This window comes from Pseudomonas sp. HS6, from assembly GCF_023375815.1.
Taxonomy (GTDB): Bacteria; Pseudomonadota; Gammaproteobacteria; order Pseudomonadales; family Pseudomonadaceae; genus Aquipseudomonas.
The window spans coordinates 5738638-5756647 of record NZ_CP067412.1 but is presented as its reverse complement, the minus strand read 5'-3'; the positions used below and the strand labels follow the sequence as shown (position 1 = coordinate 5756647).

16 protein-coding genes are annotated in these 18010 nt (G+C 61.5%); 6 read left to right on the top strand and 10 right to left on the bottom strand.

Features of this window, described 5'->3' with window-relative positions; translation table 11 throughout:
* Positions 1–13 precede the first annotated feature (13 nt).
* The 6 genes from JJN09_RS26160 to JJN09_RS26135 all read right to left on the bottom strand — a co-directional run bounded on the left by JJN09_RS26160 (position 14) and on the right by JJN09_RS26135 (position 7842).
* A complete protein-coding gene (locus JJN09_RS26160) occupies positions 14–1162 on the bottom strand; it encodes an ABC transporter permease (RefSeq protein WP_249484363.1) in 1149 nt (382 codons plus the stop codon).
* 55 nt (positions 1163–1217) lie between these two features.
* A complete protein-coding gene (locus JJN09_RS26155) occupies positions 1218–2246 on the bottom strand; it encodes a DUF5924 family protein (RefSeq protein ID WP_249484362.1) in 1029 nt (342 codons plus the stop codon).
* 95 nt (positions 2247–2341) lie between these two features.
* Positions 2342–3730 (bottom strand): pitrilysin family protein, encoded by a 1389-nt coding sequence (locus JJN09_RS26150; RefSeq protein ID WP_249484361.1) that lies wholly within the window; start codon positions 3728–3730, stop codon positions 2342–2344.
* Between the two features lie 94 nt (positions 3731–3824).
* Entirely contained in the window at positions 3825–5483 is a 1659-nt protein-coding gene (locus JJN09_RS26145; protein ID WP_249484360.1) for a Na/Pi cotransporter family protein, read from the bottom strand.
* 213 nt (positions 5484–5696) lie between these two features.
* The gene (locus JJN09_RS26140) at positions 5697–6464 is read right to left on the bottom strand and encodes a TerC family protein (RefSeq protein ID WP_249484359.1); all 768 of its coding nucleotides are present in this window, start codon (positions 6462–6464) and stop codon (positions 5697–5699) included.
* Between the two features lie 70 nt (positions 6465–6534).
* Positions 6535–7842: a CitMHS family transporter gene (locus tag JJN09_RS26135; RefSeq protein ID WP_169428236.1), complete on the bottom strand. Its 1308-nt coding sequence runs from the start codon at positions 7840–7842 to the stop codon at positions 6535–6537.
* Positions 7843–8165: 323 nt separating this feature from the next.
* Between JJN09_RS26135 and JJN09_RS26130 the strand changes: the two genes are divergently transcribed.
* Positions 8166–8567: a GFA family protein gene (locus tag JJN09_RS26130; protein WP_249484358.1), complete on the top strand. Its 402-nt coding sequence runs from the start codon at positions 8166–8168 to the stop codon at positions 8565–8567.
* Here the strand turns inward: JJN09_RS26130 and JJN09_RS26125 are convergent, their stop codons facing one another.
* Positions 8568–8894 (bottom strand): DOPA 4,5-dioxygenase family protein, encoded by a 327-nt coding sequence (locus tag JJN09_RS26125; protein WP_249484357.1) that lies wholly within the window; start codon positions 8892–8894, stop codon positions 8568–8570.
* 82 nt (positions 8895–8976) lie between these two features.
* Between JJN09_RS26125 and JJN09_RS26120 the strand changes: the two genes are divergently transcribed.
* Entirely contained in the window at positions 8977–9642 is a 666-nt protein-coding gene (locus tag JJN09_RS26120; RefSeq protein WP_249484356.1) for an NAD(P)-dependent oxidoreductase, read from the top strand.
* Here JJN09_RS26120 and JJN09_RS26115 read toward each other — a convergent pair whose 3' ends face one another.
* Complete coding sequence (locus JJN09_RS26115) at positions 9643–10593, bottom strand: LysR family transcriptional regulator (RefSeq protein WP_249484355.1); 951 nt, start codon at positions 10591–10593, stop codon at positions 9643–9645. It abuts the gene before it with no gap.
* Between the two features lie 114 nt (positions 10594–10707).
* On the opposite strand from JJN09_RS26115, the gene betC reads away from it, so the two are divergent.
* The 3 genes from betC to JJN09_RS26100 all read left to right on the top strand — a co-directional run bounded on the left by betC (position 10708) and on the right by JJN09_RS26100 (position 15016).
* Positions 10708–12222 carry a choline-sulfatase gene (gene betC / locus JJN09_RS26110; protein ID WP_249484354.1) on the top strand — a complete coding sequence of 505 codons (1515 nt, stop codon included), beginning with the start codon at positions 10708–10710 and terminating at the stop codon, positions 12220–12222.
* Positions 12223–12238: 16 nt separating this feature from the next.
* A complete protein-coding gene (gene choX / locus JJN09_RS26105) occupies positions 12239–13156 on the top strand; it encodes a choline ABC transporter substrate-binding protein (protein WP_249484353.1) in 918 nt (305 codons plus the stop codon).
* 291 nt (positions 13157–13447) lie between these two features.
* On the top strand, positions 13448–15016 hold the full coding sequence (locus tag JJN09_RS26100) for a SulP family inorganic anion transporter (RefSeq protein ID WP_249484352.1): 1569 nt from the start codon (positions 13448–13450) through the stop codon (positions 15014–15016).
* A 105-nt stretch (positions 15017–15121) separates the two neighbouring features.
* Here the strand turns inward: JJN09_RS26100 and aroE are convergent, their stop codons facing one another.
* Positions 15122–15943, bottom strand: a complete 822-nt coding sequence (aroE, locus tag JJN09_RS26095; protein WP_249484351.1) for a shikimate dehydrogenase — start codon at positions 15941–15943, stop codon at positions 15122–15124.
* Positions 15944–15952: 9 nt separating this feature from the next.
* Positions 15953–16867 (bottom strand): oxygen-dependent coproporphyrinogen oxidase, encoded by a 915-nt coding sequence (hemF, locus tag JJN09_RS26090; protein ID WP_249484350.1) that lies wholly within the window; start codon positions 16865–16867, stop codon positions 15953–15955.
* Positions 16868–17015: 148 nt separating this feature from the next.
* Between hemF and JJN09_RS26085 the strand changes: the two genes are divergently transcribed.
* The gene (locus JJN09_RS26085) at positions 17016–17993 is read left to right on the top strand and encodes an NADPH:quinone reductase (protein WP_249484349.1); all 978 of its coding nucleotides are present in this window, start codon (positions 17016–17018) and stop codon (positions 17991–17993) included.
* Positions 17994–18010: the final 17 nt, after the last annotated feature.

Sequence of the window (18010 nt, the reverse complement as noted above, 5' to 3'; positions counted from 1 at the left end):
CGGGGTAGACGACTCACCAGCCCATCTCCATGAAGAACAGCGCGGCGACCGCATCGAGCACGATCACCACGAAGATCGATTGCACCACGCTGGAGGTGGTGTGGGCGCCGACCGATTCGGCGCTGCCGCTGACTTTGAAGCCTTCCAGACAGCCGATGGCGGCGATCAGGAACGCGAAGATCGGAGCTTTGACCAAGCCCACCAGGAAATGTTGAATCCCTATGTCGCTTTGCAGCAGCGACAGGAACATCGCCGGCGAAATATCCAGCGACACCGCGCAGACCACGGCGCCACCGATGATCCCGCAGATCATCGCGAGGAAGGTCAGCATCGGCAGGGCTACCAATAAGGCCAGCACCCGAGGCACTACCAGCAATTCCATGGGGTCGAGGCCGAGGGTGCGAATCGCGTCGATTTCTTCGTTGGCTTTCATTGAGCCGATCTGCGCGGTAAAGGCACTGGCGGTGCGGCCGGCCATCAGGATCGCCGTGAGCAACACGCCGAATTCGCGCAGGAAGGCGAAACCCACCAGATCCACGGTGAACACACTGGCGCCGAAACTGGCCAACACCGTCGCCCCGAGAAACGCCACTACGGCGCCCACCAGAAAGGTCAGCAACGCCACGATAGGCGCAGCGTCGAGACCGGTCTGTTCGATGTGGGCGATCATCGGTGTGATCCGCCAGCGCTTGGGCCGGAACAGGCTGCGGGCGATGGTTTCGAGGATCAGGCCGACGAAGCCGAGCAGTTGCAGGGTGTCTTGCCAGACCGTGTCGACGGCCCGGCCGATGCGCGTCAGCAATTGCACGCTGACGCTGATTTCCGGTTCCTTGATCGGTACGCAGAAATCGGTCAGCGAGCGATACACGGTTTGCAGCAACGCGCGGTCGGCGACGGAAATCGTGCAATCGGGGTGTTCGGCGGATTTGCCCAGACGCTCGGAGCCGAGCAGTTCCACCAGCAGCGAGGCGCCGGCAGTATCGAGGGCGCCGAGGCCGTTGAGGTCGATGGGGGTGCTGGCGTCGTACTGACCGCGCAGGGTTTCGCTCAGGTGCTTGAGCTCGGCGTAATGGGCAAGCGTCCAGTCCCCGGTGACCCGCAGGCGGGCAGGGGTGATCGAGGTGTCCAGTCGGGCATTACCGGTCATCGAGCTGCTGGTCATAAGCTCCGTGCTTGTTCGGCTAAATTCGCGAACCTACGTAATAGCACGAACCCGATTACTTTTCTTTGATCGGTGTGCTGTCCGTGACTTCGAAACGCAGAACGCCGATCACCTGGCCGTCTTCAGTCAGCACTCGCACCTGCCAGTCACCGACCGGGTTGCCGGGGAAAACCTGCTTGTGGGTCCACGCCCGGTAGCCTTCCTTGCGCCCGCCATGAATATCGAGGGCGATGCGGTCGACCTCTTTGCCGTTGAACTGCCACACATGGTAGATCCGCTCATCGAGCCCGCGCGGCGCGTTGATCGCGGTGTAGGCGTAGAGCCCGCCGCCACGGATCTGCTCGGCGCTGACTTGCTCGAGGCTGGCGCCGGGGGTGCGATCCTGCAACTGGGTGCTGATCGCAACATCAGTCATCCACAGTGTCGCCGGCGGAACCCACGAACGCAGAACCCAGCCTACGCCGCCGATACCGATGGTGATGCTGAGGATCGCCAGCGCGTTGCGCACGGTGCGGATCGGGAAGATCGACGCCAGGCTCGGGAACGACAGCACCACGGCCGTCCCCAGCGCCCATTTGAAGCTCTGCGACGTGGTCAGGTGCATGATCACCGGCAAGGCGGTGAGCAGGGCGGCGAACAGGGTCAGGGTGTGCAGCGCGAGGAACGCCCAACGCCGCGGCGCCAGCCATTTGTAGTAGAGCGGATCGACGATCGAGATCAGCGCGGCGATGCACAGCAGACCGGTGAACACCAGTTGGCCGCTGTTCCAGGTGGTGGTGATGAAGAAGAACGGCAGGACGAAAAACAGGCTTTCCTGATGGATCATCTGCGTCGCGTAACGCAGCAGCGGCTGGGGAATTTCCCGTTTGAAGATCCGTGTGAACAGCTGCGTCAGGCTGTTTTCCAGCATCAGCCAGATCCAGCTCAGCAGCATGATCGTGGTGATCCAGCTTGCCAGCCCCTGTTGCCGGTCGACCAGAATGAAACTGCCGACCCCGGAGATGAAACCACCGAGCGCAATGACCCCGGGGTAGCGCTTCATCAGTTCGAGAATGCGCTGGATCAGGAGGGTCAATTTGAGCATGTGGGCGGTTCACGACAGTCGAGGAAAAAAACCTCGACAGAGTACCGCCCGCCGGGGCCCGTGGCGAGGCTGTCGATCAGTTAACGCCCTCGGGATCACGGCTTGGCCGGGGGGGGACGATGCAGCCGCCAGCCCAGCAGGATCAGCAGCAGAACACCCAGCCCGCCCGCCACCAGCCACAACACCTCGTCATCGCTGAGCAAAGGCTTCTCGATCCGCAGGTATCCCGGTTGCAGCAGCAACTCGCGCATGGCCTTGTTCGCCGCTTCCAGCGTCACGCCTTGCAGCTCCAGCGCAGGGTTGGCGAAACGGCCATCCTCGTAGTCGCCCAGCGCGCTCCAGTAATAGTCGGCCATGGCGCTGTTGCCTTGCACGGCCCAAGCCTGATGGGCGATTGCTGCCTGTTTGATACGGTTGAACGTATCGGCATCGAGACCGTTTTTCAGCAGGTCAGCCTTGAGGCTTTCCAGTACCTGTTCGGCTTCGGCGATGTCACCGCGATCCAGGTCGGCATTCAGGCTCATGAAACCGACGCCGCCGAACACCTCGCGCTCGGCCCACGGCCCATAGGACAAACCATGATCCAGGCGCAGTTGGCGGTACAGCGCCCATTCCAAGTATTCCTTGAGCAGGTCGAAAGTCTGGTCGTACTGATCGTCCAGCACCGGCTCCGGCACCAGCCAGTGCAGCTTGGCGCTGTTGCCGATGAAGCCGCGAGTGATCGTGCGTTCGTGGGCGGCGCTGGCGAGAATGTCCGGCAACGGCCGGTGCTCGCTCGGGTCGACCGCTTCGAGCGCGCCCCACGCTCGCTCCAGATAGGCCGGCAGCAACTTGTCGAGGTCGCCGACGACGATCAGGGTCATGTTGTTCGGTGCGTACCAGGCCTTGCGCACTTTCTCCAGCTGTTCGCGGGTCAGGCCATCGACTTCGGCTCGTTGCGGGCATTTCAGGCCCAGTTCGACCGCCAGTTGATTGCTCGCGGTATGGCCCAGGTCCTGCCGGTCGAGAAACCGTTGCAAGCGGGTGTAATGCCCGCCGTCCTCACGCTCGACCACCCGTTTGGCGGCGTTGATCGCGTTGTCGTCGAAGCGGGTCTGGGTCAGCAGGTCCAGCAGCAGGTCGAGGACCTTACGCTGGTTTTTCGCCGGGGCTTCGATGACGAACGTGGTGTCGGCGTTGCTGGTGAAGGCGTTCCAGTCGCCGCCGAGGGCTTGCATGCGCTCTTCGAGGCCACCTTCGCCAGTCGCGTCGATGCCGCTGAACAATAGGTGTTCGAGCAGGTGCGGCAGCTCTTTTTCATTGCAGTCGAAGTCGTCGAGACCGACGCCCACCACCAGCCGGATCGCCACGTGCCCACGCTCGGTGCCGGGCTTGAGCAGCAATTGCAGGCCGTTGGGCAAGGCATAGCCTTCGACCTGAAAGCGATCCAGGGCGAAGGCGGGCAGGGAACCGAGCAGCAGACAAGCGAACAACAGGCAACGCATAACGAGCTTCCATACAGCTGAATTGGAGATCCGTGTCGTCAGTCCGGCCCTGAGGCCAAACCTTGAGTTACTGACTGACCACAGCCCCAGACGTTCAAGGCGAATGCGTGATGTCCGCCATATCGTCGGTTTCGAGCGCTCCGGTATCGGCGGTTTCCAGCACCACGTAGGCGCTGCTGCAGAACAGCGAGTTCAAGCGTTTCATGTCGGCAATCAACTCCAGGTGCAGCGAACTGGTCTCGATACTTTGCACGATCTTGCGTTGCAAACGGCTGACATGCGCATGGGCCAGACGCCGCTCCTGCGCGCGGAAGCGCCGTTTTTCGCGCAGCAACTGCCGGGCGCTTTCCTTATCGCCGCTGAGGAATACCGACAGCCCCAGCCGCAGATTGGAGATCAATTGCTGGTGCAGGCCCGCCAGTTCTTCCAGCCCGTCCTCGGAAAACGAGCGGCGCTGGGAGGTCTTCTGCTGCTGCACTTTACGCAGCATGCGTTCGATCAGGTCGCTGGCGAGCTTGAGGTTGATTGCCAGTTCGATGATTTCTGCCCAGCGCCGACTGTCCTGCTCGCCGAGATCTTCACGGGGCATTTGCGCCAGATACAGCTTGATCGCGCTGTACAGCGCTTCGACGTCATCGGTCAGCTTGCGCATTTCCATGGTGACCGCGGTTTGTTTGCCGCGCAGTACATCGAGGGTCGCGTCGAGCATGTTGTCGATCAGGTCGCCCATGCGCAGGGTTTCCCGGGCGGCGTTGGCCAGCGCCAGGCTAGGCGTGACCAGTGCTGTCGGGTCGAGATGACGCGGTTTGGCGGTGCCGTTGATCTCCGGCCGCTCCGGCAGCAGCCAGGCACACAGCCGTGCCATTGGCGCGACGGTTGGCACCAGGATCAGGCAGCGCGCGGTGTTGTAGAGCAGGTGGAAGCCGATGACCATTTCCTGCGGACTGAAATCCAGGCCGTCAATCCAGTGCACCAGTGGGTCGAGCACCGGAATGATCAGCAACAGCCCGATCAGCTTGTACAACAGACTACCCAGCGCCACTTGCCGCCCGGCGGCGTTCTGCATGCTGGTGCTCATGAACGCCAGCACGCCGCTGCCGATGTTGGCGCCGATCACCAGACCGATCGCCACCGGCAGGCTGATCACATTGGCGCCGGCCAGCGTCGCGGTCAGCAGCACGGCGGCGAGGCTGGAGTAGGAAATCATCGCGAACAACGCACCGACCAGGGCGTCGAGCAGGAGGTCGCCGGTCAGCGAGGCGAAGATCACCTTCACGCCTTTGGCGTGCGTGATCGGCCCGGCGGCCTCGACGATCAGTTGCAGCGCCAGAATGATCAGCCCCAGCCCGATGGCCACGCGCCCCATCTGCCCGAGCCGCGTCTGTTTGCGCGACAGAAAGAAAATCACCCCGAGGAAAATCAGCAGCGGCGACAGCCACGACAGATCGAACGTCAGCACCCGCGCCATCAGCGCCGTACCGACGTCGGCCCCGAGCATGGTCACCAGGGCCGGGGTCAGCGCCATCAGGCCCTGGCCGACGAAAGACGTCACGAGCATGGCGGTGGCGTTGCTGCTCTGTACCATCGCGGTCACGAGGATGCCGGCGATGAAGGCCAGCCATCGTTTGGACATGTTCTGGCCGATCACATGGCGCAGGTTGGTGCCGTACACCCGCAGGATGCCGGTTCGGACAATGTGCGTGCCCCAGATCAGCAGGGCCACGGCAGAAAGCAGATTGAGCAGGGTGAGCATGCAGACCCCCTGTAGTTGCAGCGCCCCAAAGGGGCAAGTTGACGATACCGCGCGGTTTCTACGTGTTGTTCTTAAGCTGTAGTTGGCTAACGGTCCGGGCGCCAGCATTGCACAGCTAAAGTGCGGATTGAAACAAAAGCGTCATGAAAACAGGTTCATGCAGCCATAAAAAAAGGGCCCGAAGGCCCTTTGATCTTATGCGCAGCGTTCGGGTTACTGACCCGGAATATCCTTGCGCAGTTTCACCGGATCCTGCTGTTTCTTCTTTTTCGCCATCGCGGTGCGCAGCTTGATGTTGATCGCTTCGACTGCCAGCGAGAAGCCCATGGCGAAGTAGACGTAGCCTTTCGGTACGTGCACGTCGAACGATTCGGCGATCAGCACGGTGCCGACCACCAGCAGGAACGACAGCGCGAGCATTTTCAGCGAAGGGTGCTTGTCGATGAATTCGCTGATCTTGCCCGAGGCCAGCATCATCACCAGCACCGCCACGATGATCGCCGCGACCATGACCGGCACATGGGACACCATGCCGACAGCAGTGATCACCGAGTCCAGCGAGAACACGATGTCGATGATCGCGATCTGGATGATGGTGTAGAGGAAGTTACCGCCCTTGCCGCCAGGCGTATCGTCGCTTTCGTCTTCACCTTCCAGCGCGTGGTACATCTCCTGGGAGCTTTTCCACAGCAGGAACAGGCCACCGAAGAACAGAATCAGGTCACGTCCGGAAATGCCCTGGCCGAACACCACGAACAGGTCGGCGGTCAGGCGCATGACCCAGGTGATCGACAGCAACAACAGGATCCGCGTGATCATGGCCAGGCCAAGACCGAAGATCCGCGTGCGCTGTTGCATGTGTTTGGGCATGCGGCTGACCAGGATCGAAATCATGATGATGTTATCGATGCCCAGAACGATTTCCAGGGCGGTCAGGGTAAAGAAGGCAACCCAGATCTCAGGGTTGGTCAGCCATTCCATGTGTATTCCTTTGAGCGTGTGTTAAACCAGGACGCCAGCAAGCAGCTGGCGTTCTGGTGAGTTGATGCCGTTACAAAGTGCTGAACAGCGGGAAAGTCCCCAACAGCAAGGCTGCGACCAGTATGCACAGGCAGACCAGCACTGCCCACTTCAGGGTGAAACGCTGGTGATCGCCGAACTCGATCCCGGCCAGTGCGACCAGCAGATACGTCGACGGCACCAGCGGGCTCAGCAGGTGAACCGGCTGGCCGACAATCGAGGCACGGGCCATTTCCACCGCGGTGATGCCGTAATGGCTGGCCGCTTCGGACAACACCGGCAACACGCCATAGTAGAACGCGTCGTTCGACATGAAGAACGTGAACGGCATGCTCACCAGCGCCGTGATCACCGCCAGGTACGGGCCGAGGAAATCAGGGATCACCGCCAGCAGGCTTTTCGACATGGCATCGACCATGCCGGTGCCCGACAGGATACCGGTGAAGATGCCCGCCGCGAAGATCAGACTGACCACCGACAGCACGCTGCCCGCGTGAGCCGCGACGCGGTCCTTCTGCTGTTGCAGGCAAGGGTAGTTGACGATCATTGCAATACTGAACGCCACCATGAACAGCACCGGCAGCGGCAACAGGCCGGCAATCAGGGTGCACATCAGCGCCAGGGTCAGCAGGCCGTTGAACCAGATCAGCTTCGGACGACGGGCATCCGGGAATTGCGAGACGCTGATTTCACTGTGATCGATTTCGTCGCCAATCAGGTGCAGTTCACCCAGACGCGCACGTTCACGTTTGCCGTAGAAGTAGGCAATGATCAGGATCGCGATCACACCGGCGCCCATGGCCGGGATCATCGGTACGAAGATGTCTGAAGGGTCCACGTGCAGAGCACTGGCGGCACGGGCGGTCGGGCCGCCCCAGGGGGTCATGTTCATCACGCCGCCGGCGAGGATGATCAGACCGGCCATGATCCGCGGGCTCATGCCGATGCGGCTGTAGAGCGGCAGCATGGCGGCCACGCAGATCATGTAAGTGGTCGCGCCGTCACCATCGAGGGAAACGACGAGCGCCAGTACGGCGGTGCCGACCGAAACTTTCAGCGGGTCGCCCTTGACCAGTTTGAGGATCTTGCGCACGGCCGGGTCGAACAGGCCGGAGTCGATCATCAGGGCGAAATACAGAATGGCGAACATCAGCATCACGCCGGTCGGCGCAAGCTTGGTAATACCTTCGAGCATCATCGGGCCGATCTTCGGCGCGAAACCACCGAACAGGGCGAACAGGATCGGGATGATGATCAGAGCGATCAGCGCAGACAGGCGCTTGGTCATGATCAGGAACATGAACGTGATGACCATGGCGAAGCCAAGGAAAGTCAGCATGGGAATACTCCAGGCGTAGCGCGGCTAGGTAAGTGAGCGGATCGGGCGGGATCAGCGCAGAACGGGAAGCACGAGACGTACGGGCGGAGTTGGAGCGAGGAGGCGGGCTACAGAAGACATCAGAATCACCATTGTTGTTGTTAATTGGGCCTGACGTGCGAGCAATCACACGCGTTGGCCAACCGGTCTGTTGCCGGTAGTGGCGGCGATCCTAATCGGGGAACCTTTCAGCTACCTTTCGCCGATGAAAGCTTCGGGCGAATGGCCAACCGGCCGTCGGATGCGGCTAGAGTCAATGAACACGGGAACGGGAGGGCGGGACGATGAGTGAATTGCACAGCGGCGGCTGCCATTGCGGACATATTCGCTATCAGTTAAGCGGAACCTTGCGCGACATTGCCCACTGTCATTGCTCGATTTGCCGAAAGGTCAGCGGTGGCATCGTCACCACCTGGATCACGCTGCCGGCGGCGAACTTTCAGTGGCTGGCCGGGAAACCCTCGCGCTACGACTCCTCGACGAGTTGCGCACGGTTCTTCTGCCCGAACTGCGGCGCGCAACTGGCGCTGGTGACGTTGCTCAGCCCCGAGAGCATCGATCTGACCGTCGCCACCCTGGATCACCCGGAGCAAGCCGCCGCCGAGCGGCACATCTGGACCGACAGCCAGTTGCCGTGGCTGCATCTGGATGAGCATTTACCTGGCGAGCCTGAAGAAACCATCTGATTAAAAAATAGACAGATCCAGCGGCCGCATCGCGCCCATCCAGATCGCGTGCTCGGTGTGGTCGAGCAAGTCATCGCCGGTGTCCGGGTGCAGGAACACCACCAATCCCTTGCGATTGAGCGCCAGCCACGGCAACACGTCGCCGATCAGATCCGGGCCGAAGGCCAGTTGGCAGCTCCAGTCCGGGTGCGGACCCACCGGGCGTTCATGCACGCGGCCCATCTTTAATGGAAACAGCGCTGCCGCCTGCTCACACAGCGCCCGCGCCTGTTCGATCGTGCTGGCGTCGTAATAAATGTGGGCGTGATAACCCTTGATCGTCTGCATCGCAAACCCTCTGAATCGGTTCGAACCCTCGGCGTTGGCCGTATGTCACACGCCATACAAGGGAAAACAAAGGACCTCAGCCATGAAGAATGCCGAAACCCCGGCGGTGAAAGTGGTGCTCTATGGTGCCATGAGTAGCCTGGGCAGTGCGTTGATGGCTGAACTGCTGCGCCGCCAGCACGAAGTCATCGCCATCCTCGACGACCTGACGGCTCTGGCGCCACGCCCGGGCCTGCGCACCAAAAGCGGCGATCTGTTCGATGCCGAGCGGGTCAACCAGAGCGTTGCCGGCAGCTCGGCGGTGATCTGTCTGCTCGATGCGCCGGGCCTGCCGTTCAGCAGCGATCATGTGGAAAAGTCTGTGGTGCTCGGGCCGGTGGAACAGGTGCTGGCGGTGGACGCGTTGATCGACGGCCTGCAAGCGGCGAACGTGTCGCGCTTGTTTGTGGTGGGGGATTTCGCGCTGCTGGACGAGCCGGACCTGGATGATCGCCTGCAACGTCATGCCGCCGAGGAAATCCGTGAAGCCCTGCAAGGCAGTCCGCTGCGCTGGACCCTGGTCAATGCGCCGCGTGGAGTGGCGGGGCTGACCATCGAGCATTTCAGTCAGGTCAGCAGCAGTCTCGAGCCGGGGCTGGCCGAACCGCTGGAGCGCCTGAACCGGGTAGCGGTCGGTATTGTCGATGAGCTGCGGCTGAATCTGCATGTAGGCGAGCACGTGAGTTTTGTCGCGGCGTCAGGCGCCTGATCACACCGCGATCGAAGGCAACTCCATTCCCGTCAGCGACTGCGCGCTGCTGGCCTGCTCGGCCCTCAACCAATCGACAAACTGCTGAATCAACGCCCCACGCCGTTTACGCTGCGGAAGCACCACGTAATAACCGAGGCGGGAGAGGGTGGTCTCGGCAATCGGCCGACACAACAAACCCTGCGCCAGCAAGTTATCCACAAGGTGCCGCCAGCCGATGGCCACACCTTGGCCGCCAATCGCCGCTTGAATCAGCAAGGTGTAGTTGTCGAAACGCAGCTGCCCCGGCGCCGGCGGCGTGTTGATGCCGAGTTCGCGGAACAGCCCGCTCCAGTCGAACCAGTTGCTGCTGTTCTCGCCGCGCAGATGCAGCAGGGGAAACTCAAGCAACGCCTGAGCCGGCAAGGGCAGAGAGCGATCCTTGAGCAATTGCGGGCTGCACACCGGGAACACTTCTTCACTGAACAGCCAATGACTTTCGCCCTGTTTGAAGCGACCGTCGCCGAACAGCACGGCAACGTCGATATCCGGGCGCAGCATGTTGTGATTGCGCTCGCTGGTGACCAAGCTCACGTCCACTTGCGGATTGGCCTCGTGAAAACGATGCAGACGCGGCATCAACCAGTACGCGGCAAAGGCGAAATCGGTGGCGACCTGCAGCACTTCATGCTGCTGTTGTGCGCTGATCGCGCTCAATCCTGCGTCGATATTCTGCAAACCGAGGGTGACTTGCTCGAAAAGGATCGAACCGACCTCGGTCAGCTCGATACCTCGGTAGATCCGGTCGAACAGCCGTGTTCCGAGCTGTTCCTCAAGCCGTTTGATCTGCTGACTGATCGCCGGTTGGGTGGTTCCGAGCTCCACCGCCGCCGCAGTAAAACTGCGATGGCGGGCTGCTGCCTCGAAGGCGCGCAGTAGATCCAGCGACAAATCACCGAGGGCTTCATACATAAGCTGTGCTTATCCTAGTCATTGTCCGGCGCGGGCTTTACCGGATATTGCGGGGAATCCATGCTCGATCGCAGCAATGTCGCATAAATTTTCACTATGGAATGCCGCGATCACATGAAGCGCAAGAACATTCTCTTCATCATGGCCGATCAAATGGCCGCGCCAATGTTGCCGTTCTACGGCCCGTCGCCGATCAAACTGCCAAATCTCAGCCGCCTCGCCGAACAAGGCGTGGTGTTCGAGGCCGCATACTGCAACAGCCCGCTGTGCGCGCCGTCGCGATTTACCCTGGTCAGTGGCCAGTTGCCGAGCAAGATCGGCGCCTACGATAACGCCGCCGATTTCCCCGCCGACATTCCGACTTACGCCCATTACCTGCGACGTCTCGGCTATCGCACCGCGCTGTCGGGCAAGATGCATTTCTGCGGGCCGGATCAACTGCACGGCTACGAAGAACGCCTGACCAGCGACATCTATCCCGCTGACTACGGCTGGGCGGTGAACTGGGATGAGCCTGATGTGCGGCCGAGCTGGTATCACAACATGTCCTCGGTGTTGCAGGCCGGGCCCTGCGTGCGCACCAATCAGCTCGACTTCGACGAAGAGGTGGTGTTCAAGGCTCAGCAGTACCTGTTCGACCATATCCGTGAGGACGGCAACCGGCCGTTCTGCCTGACCGTGTCGATGACTCACCCCCACGACCCATACACGATTCCCAAGGCATTCTGGGATTTGTACGACGATGCAGATATCCCGCTTCCGACGACGCCGGATCCGCATTCACTCGACCCGCATTCCCAGCGGTTGCTCAAGGTCTACGACCTGTGGGACAAGCCGCTGCCTGTGGAAAAGATCCGCGATGCCCGTCGGGCGTATTTCGGTGCATGCAGTTATATCGACGCCAACGTCGGCAAACTTCTGCAAACCCTCGAAGATACCGGGCTGATCGATGACACCATCATCGTGTTCTCCGGCGACCATGGTGACATGCTCGGCGAGCGTGGGCTCTGGTACAAAATGCACTGGTTCGAAATGGCCGCCCGGGTGCCCCTGTTGATAAGTGCGCCCGGTCAGTTCAAATCGGGCCGCGTCAGCGCCGCCGTGTCCACCGCCGACCTGTTGCCGACCTTCGTGGAACTGGCCGGCGGCAGCCTGGAGCCGAACCTGCCGCTGGACGGTCGTTCGCTGGTTTCGCACCTGCAAGGGCAGGGCGGTCATGACGAAGTGTTCGGCGAATACATGGCCGAAGGCACCGTCAGCCCGCTGATGATGATCCGCCGTGGCGCTTTCAAATTTATCTACAGCGAAACCGACCCTTGCCTACTCTTCGATGTGGATAACGATCCACGCGAGCAGGAAGAACTCAGCCAATCACCGCAACATCGCCAGCTTTTCGACGACTTTCTCGCTGAGGCACGTGCCAAGTGGGACATTCCAGCGATCCACCGCGATGTTCTCGAAAGCCAGCGCCGTCGGCGTTTCGTTGCCGAGGCGCTGACGATCGGCAAGCTGAAGAGCTGGGATCACCAGCCGCTGGTGGACGCCAGTCAGCAGTACATGCGCAACCACATCGACCTCGATGATCTGGAGCGCAAGGCCCGTTATCCACAACCCTGCCAAAACCAATAACGTTAAGGGGAAGTCCATGGTCAAGTTATCCACAGTCGTGACGGTCAGTCTGTTGGCACTGGGCAGCGCATCCGCGTTCGCCGAGAGCTGCGACACGGTGAAAATGGCCGATCCCGGCTGGAGCGACATCGCCGCGACCAACGCCATCACCGGGTTTCTGCTGGATGGCATGGGCTACAAGGCCAAGGTCGACACCCTCGCGGTGCCGATCACCTTCGGCGGCCTGAAGGATGGCCAGGTTGACGTGTTCCTCGGCAACTGGATGCCGGCGCAGCAGGGCTTCTACGACAAGTTCGTGGCCACCGGTGATGTCACCCAACTGGCGAAGAACCTTGATGGCACCGAGTTCACCCTGGCCGTGCCGGATTACGTGTGGGATGCGGGTGTGCATAACTTTGCCGACCTGAACAAATTCGCCGACAAGTTCGAGAAGAAGATCTACGGCATCGGCTCCGGCGCGCCGGCGAACATCTCGCTGCAAGAGATCATCAAGAAGAACGACTTCGACCTGGGACAGTGGAAGCTGATCGAGTCCAGCGAACAGGCGATGCTTGCCGAAGTCTCGCGAGCGGTGAAGAAACAGAAATTCGTCACCTTCCTCGGCTGGACCCCGCACCCGATGAACGTGCAGCTGAAAATGCACTACCTCAAGGGTGGCGAGAAGTACTTCGGCGACACGGGCAGCGTCTACACCCTGACCCGCAAGGGCTACGCCCAGGCCTGTCCGAATGTGGGTAAATTGCTGACCAATCTTTCGTTCACTCAGGAGATGGAGAACAGCATCATGGCCGAGGTGGTGAACAAGAAAGTCAGCAATGCGGATGCTGTGAAGGCTTGGATCAAGGCGAATCCGGGGGTTTTGGATAAGTGGCTTGATGGGGTGAAGACGGTGGATGGGAAGGATGCGTTGGCGGCAGTCAAAGCCAAGCTCTGATCGTGAGGTTTTCGAAATCGGTGATCGACTGGAGATTTCCCCCCTCACCCCAGCCCTCCCGAAACGTCGGACCGCCCCCAAGGGGGCGAGGGGGAAAGGGAGCCGATTGGGGGCCATTCAAAACCTGAGTTTGACTCGATATTTCAGGTCGCCGTAAGCCATATATTCACCGCGGTCAGTCCCCTCTCCCTCCGGGCGGTCCGACGTTTCGGGAGGGTTAGGGTGAGGGGCTGTTCCTGACTGACACCCTGATACCCTTCACACACCACCAATCCCAAACCGAGAGGATCCATGGCCCTCCCCAGCCGCCGCTCACTGTTCCCCTTCCTGACCTGGCTGCCCCGGCAAACCCGCGCCAGCGTCGGGCGGGACCTGATCGTCGGCCTCAGCGGCGCGATTCTCGCGTTGCCCCAGTCGATTGCCTACGCGCTCATCGCCGGCCTCCCACCCGAGTACGGCCTCTATGCCGCGATCATCCCGGTACTGATCGCCTGCCTGTGGGGCTCGTCGTGGCATCTGATCTGCGGGCCGACAGCGGCGATTTCCATTGTTCTGTTTGCCAGTGTCAGCCCATTGGCCGTGCCTGCGTCACAGGACTACATAACCCTGATCCTGCTGCTGACGTTTCTCGCCGGGATTTTCCAGTGGTTGCTCGGCCTGTTGCGCTTCGGCGCGCTGGTGAATTTCGTCTCGCACTCGGTGGTGCTGGGTTTCACCCTGGGGGCGGCGGTGGTGATTGCCATCGGTCAGTTGCCGAACCTGTTGGGACTGGATCTGCCGGCCAAGTCAACGGCGCTGGCCAGCCTGATGGACTTGCTGCGTCATCTCGGGGCTGTGGATAAACCGTCGCTGGCCCTCGGTATTGCCACAGTGATAATCGGTGCGTTGCTTAAACAATGGCTGCCACGCTGGCCGACACTGTTGATGACACTGGTGCTCGGCAGCCTGGTGGTGTGGCTATGGCCGGCGATGTTCGGCCACGTTCAGTTGGTCAGCGCGTTTGTCGGGCGCCTGCCGCCATTCAGCGGGCTGCCACTGGATTTGGATCTGGTCCTGCGTCTGCTGCCCAGCGCCGTAGCGGTGGGCATGCTCGGGTTGGTCACCAGCCTGTCTATTGCCCGCTCGATTGCCGCGCGTTCGCAACAATTGCTCGATGCCAATCAGGAAGTCCGCGCGCAGGGGCTTTCCAATATTGTCGGGGCGTTCTTTTCGGGATCGTTGTCCGCCGGCTCGTTCACCCGTTCCGGGCTGAGCTACGAGGCCGGGGCCTGTTCGCCGCTGGCCGGGGTGTTTTCGGCGTTGTGGGTGGCGTTGTTCGCGATCTTCGGTGCCGGGCTGATCGCACACATTCCGATTCCTGCCATGGCTGGCAGCATTCTGTTGATCGCCTGGGGACTGGTGGATCATCGTGGCATTCGTGCGCTGCTGCGGGTCAGCCGGGCGGAGTTTGTGGTGATGGGCCTGACCTGCGTCGCTACCTTGCTGCTGGAATTGCAGACGGCGATTTACGCCGGTGTGCTGGCCTCGCTGTTTTTCTACCTCAAGCGCACCTCGCAACCCCGGGTGCAGCATTGGCGCGATGGCGAAGATGATGTGCTGCGGGTCGGCGGCTCGATTTTTTTCGGCGCCAGCCACTACCTGCAAGTGCGCCTGCAGCGGATGCACGGCGCGCGGGTGGTGATCGAGGCTCAGCAGATTAACTTCATCGACTATTCCGGCGTGGAAATGCTCCATCAAGAAGCCCGGCGTCTGCTGCGCCAGGATCGCAGCCTGACATTGCGTCAGGCGCGACCGCAGGTGGTGGAGGAATTGCGCAAACTCGAAGGGCCGGAGAAATGCCCGATCCGCTTCGAAGATTGAAGAAGAACCCATTGTGGGAGCGAGCTTGCTCGCGATGGCGGTCTGTCTGTCAGATTGATGCTGGATCTGGAGACTTCATCGCGAGCAAGCTCTCTCCCACGGGTATTATTCCGCCAGCTGCCGACGCAATTCAGCCAGAACCGGCGTCGTATCCGGCCGGACGCCGCGCCACAGGAAGAAAGCTTCTGCTGCCTGTTCCGCCAGCATGCCCAACCCGTCCATCACCACGCCCGCGCCATGCTCACTGGCCCAGCGGCAGAACGCGGTCGGCTCCTTGCCGTACATCATGTCGTAGCACAGGGTCTTGCCTGGCTCGATCAGACTCGCGGCAATCGGCGGCACGTCGCCGGTGAGGCTGGCAGAGGTGGCGTTGATGATCACGTCTACCGGCTCGCGCAACCAGTCGAAACCGCTGGCCGACACCGGCCCCAGATCACAGAACAGTTCGGCCAGCAGCTCGGCCTTGTCCACCGTGCGATTGGCGATGATCACCGAGGCCGGCTTTTCCGCCAGCAACGGCTCCAATGCACCGCGCACCGCGCCGCCCGCACCCAACAGCAGAATGCGTTTGCCGGTGAGGCTGAACCCGGCGTTGACCGTCAGGTCCCGCACCAGCCCGGCACCGTCGGTGTTATCGCCGAGCAGGCTGCCGTCGGCGAGTTTGCTCAAGGTATTCACCGCACCCGCGCGCTGGGCACGTGCGGTCAGGCTGTTGGCCAGGCGATAGGCGTCTTCCTTGAACGGCACGGTCACGTTGGCGCCGCGACCTTCCTGGAAAAACGCCGTGGCGCAGCCGGAAAAATCGTCGAGCGGTGCCAGCAGGGTGTTGTAGTCAAGGCTGTGTCCGGTCTGTTCGGCGAACAGTTTGTGAATCATCGGCGACTTGCTGTGACCGATCGGGTTACCGAAAACGACGTAACGATCCATCAGAAATCCTCAGGCCTTGGCCAGCCAGTCGCGATCTTGCAGGAAGTAGTCGGTCAGGCGCGCTTCTTCGCTGCCCGGCTCGGCTTTCCAGTCGTAGGCCCAGCGTACTTGCGGTGGCAGCGACATGAGGATCGACTCGGTACGCCCGCCCGATTGCAGGCCGAACAGGGTGCCACGGTCGTAAACCAGGTTGAACTCGACGTAGCGGCCGCGACGGAATTCCTGGAACTCGCGTTGTTGGGCGGTGAACGCGTCATTCTTGCGGCGTTGCACGATCGGCAGGTAAGCGTCGATGTACGCATCGCCGATGGCGCGCATGAAGGCGAAGCTGGTGTCGAAGTCCCACTCGTTCAGGTCATCGAAGAACAGACCGCCGATGCCCCGAGGTTCATGGCGGTGCTTGATGTGGAAATAGGTGTCGCACCAGGCTTTGTAGCGCGGGTAGACGTCCGGGCCGAACGGCGCGCAGGCCTGCTCGGCAACGCGGTGCCAGTGGATGCAGTCTTCTTCGTTGCCGTAGTACGGCGTCAGGTCGAAACCACCGCCGAACCACCAGACCGGCTCTTCACCTTCCTTCTCGGCGATGAAAAAGCGCACGTTGGCGTGGGACGTCGGCACATGCGGGTTATGCGGGTGGATCACCAGCGACACGCCGAGGGCTTCGAAACCGCGGCCGGCCAGTTCCGGTCGATGGGCGCTGGCCGACGGTGGCAGGCCACTGCCGAAGACGTGGGAAAAGTTGACACCGCCCTTTTCGATCACCGTGCCGTTCTCGATCACCCGGGTGCGACCGCCACCGCCGGCCGGACGGTTCCAGGCGTCTTCGACGAAGCGCGTGCCGCCGTCTTCAGATTCCAGCGCGGCGCAGATGCGGTCTTGCAGGTCGAGCAGATAGGCCTTTACGGCGTCGGTGCGGGTCGTCATGGCATCACCTTGGATCGGGGCGTAACTGCGCGGCGCCCCGCGCAAATGGGCGCGTAGCATACCATCGCAGGTCGACACGCCGCAGTTGACGAAGATCAAGCATGGGAGTTCGATAGGGGCCTTCCAAATCGTCCCAAGGAGTAGGCAGATGGCCAAGCGAATCCAGTTCCGCGCCCATGGCGGCCCCGAAGTGCTTGAGTATGTTGATTATCAACCTGCTGAGCCCGGCCCGCAGCAGGTTCGCGTGAGCAACAAGGCCATCGGCCTGAACTTCATCGACACCTACTACCGCAGCGGTCTCTACGCGCCACCGGCACTGCCGTCGGGCGTGGGCTCGGAAGGCGCGGGCATCGTCGAAGCGGTAGGCAGCGCCGTCACCCGGTTCAAGGTCGGTGACCGCGTGGCTTACGGCAGCGGCCCGTTGGGCGCATACAGCGATGTTCACATTCTTCCCGAGGCCAATCTGGTGAAACTGCCGGACGCCATCAGCTTCGAAACCGCTGCCGGGGTGATGCTCAAGGGCCTGACCGTGCAGTACCTGTTGCGTCAGACCTATGAACTGCAGGGCGGCGAAACCATTCTGTTCCACGCAGCGGCTGGCGGCGTCGGTTTGCTGGCCTGCCAATGGGCCAAGGCCCTGGGCGTGAAGCTGATCGGCACCGTCAGCTCGCAAGCGAAAGCCGATCTGGCCAAGGCCCATGGCGCCTGGGCAACCATCGACTACAGCCACGAAAACGTCGCCCAGCGGGTGCTGGAACTGACCGACGGGAAAAAAGTCCCGGTGGTCTACGACGGCGTCGGCAAGGACACCTGGCCGGCCTCGCTGGACAGCGCAGCGCCACGTGGTCTGGTGGTGAGCTTTGGCAACGCGTCTGGCGCGGTGGACGGGGTAAACCTGGGGATTCTGTCGGCGAAAGGTTCGCTGTACGTGACCCGGCCAACCCTGGCGACCTACGCCAACAATGCCGAGAACCTGCAACGCATGGCGGATGAGCTGTTCGGGATGATCACCAGCGGCAAGCTGAAGGTGGATATCAGCCAGCGTTATCCGCTGGCTGATGCGGCGAAGGCACAGACCGAGTTGTCGGCGCGACGCACCACGGGCTCCACCGTTCTGCTGCCCTGACGACAGACTTCTCCGGC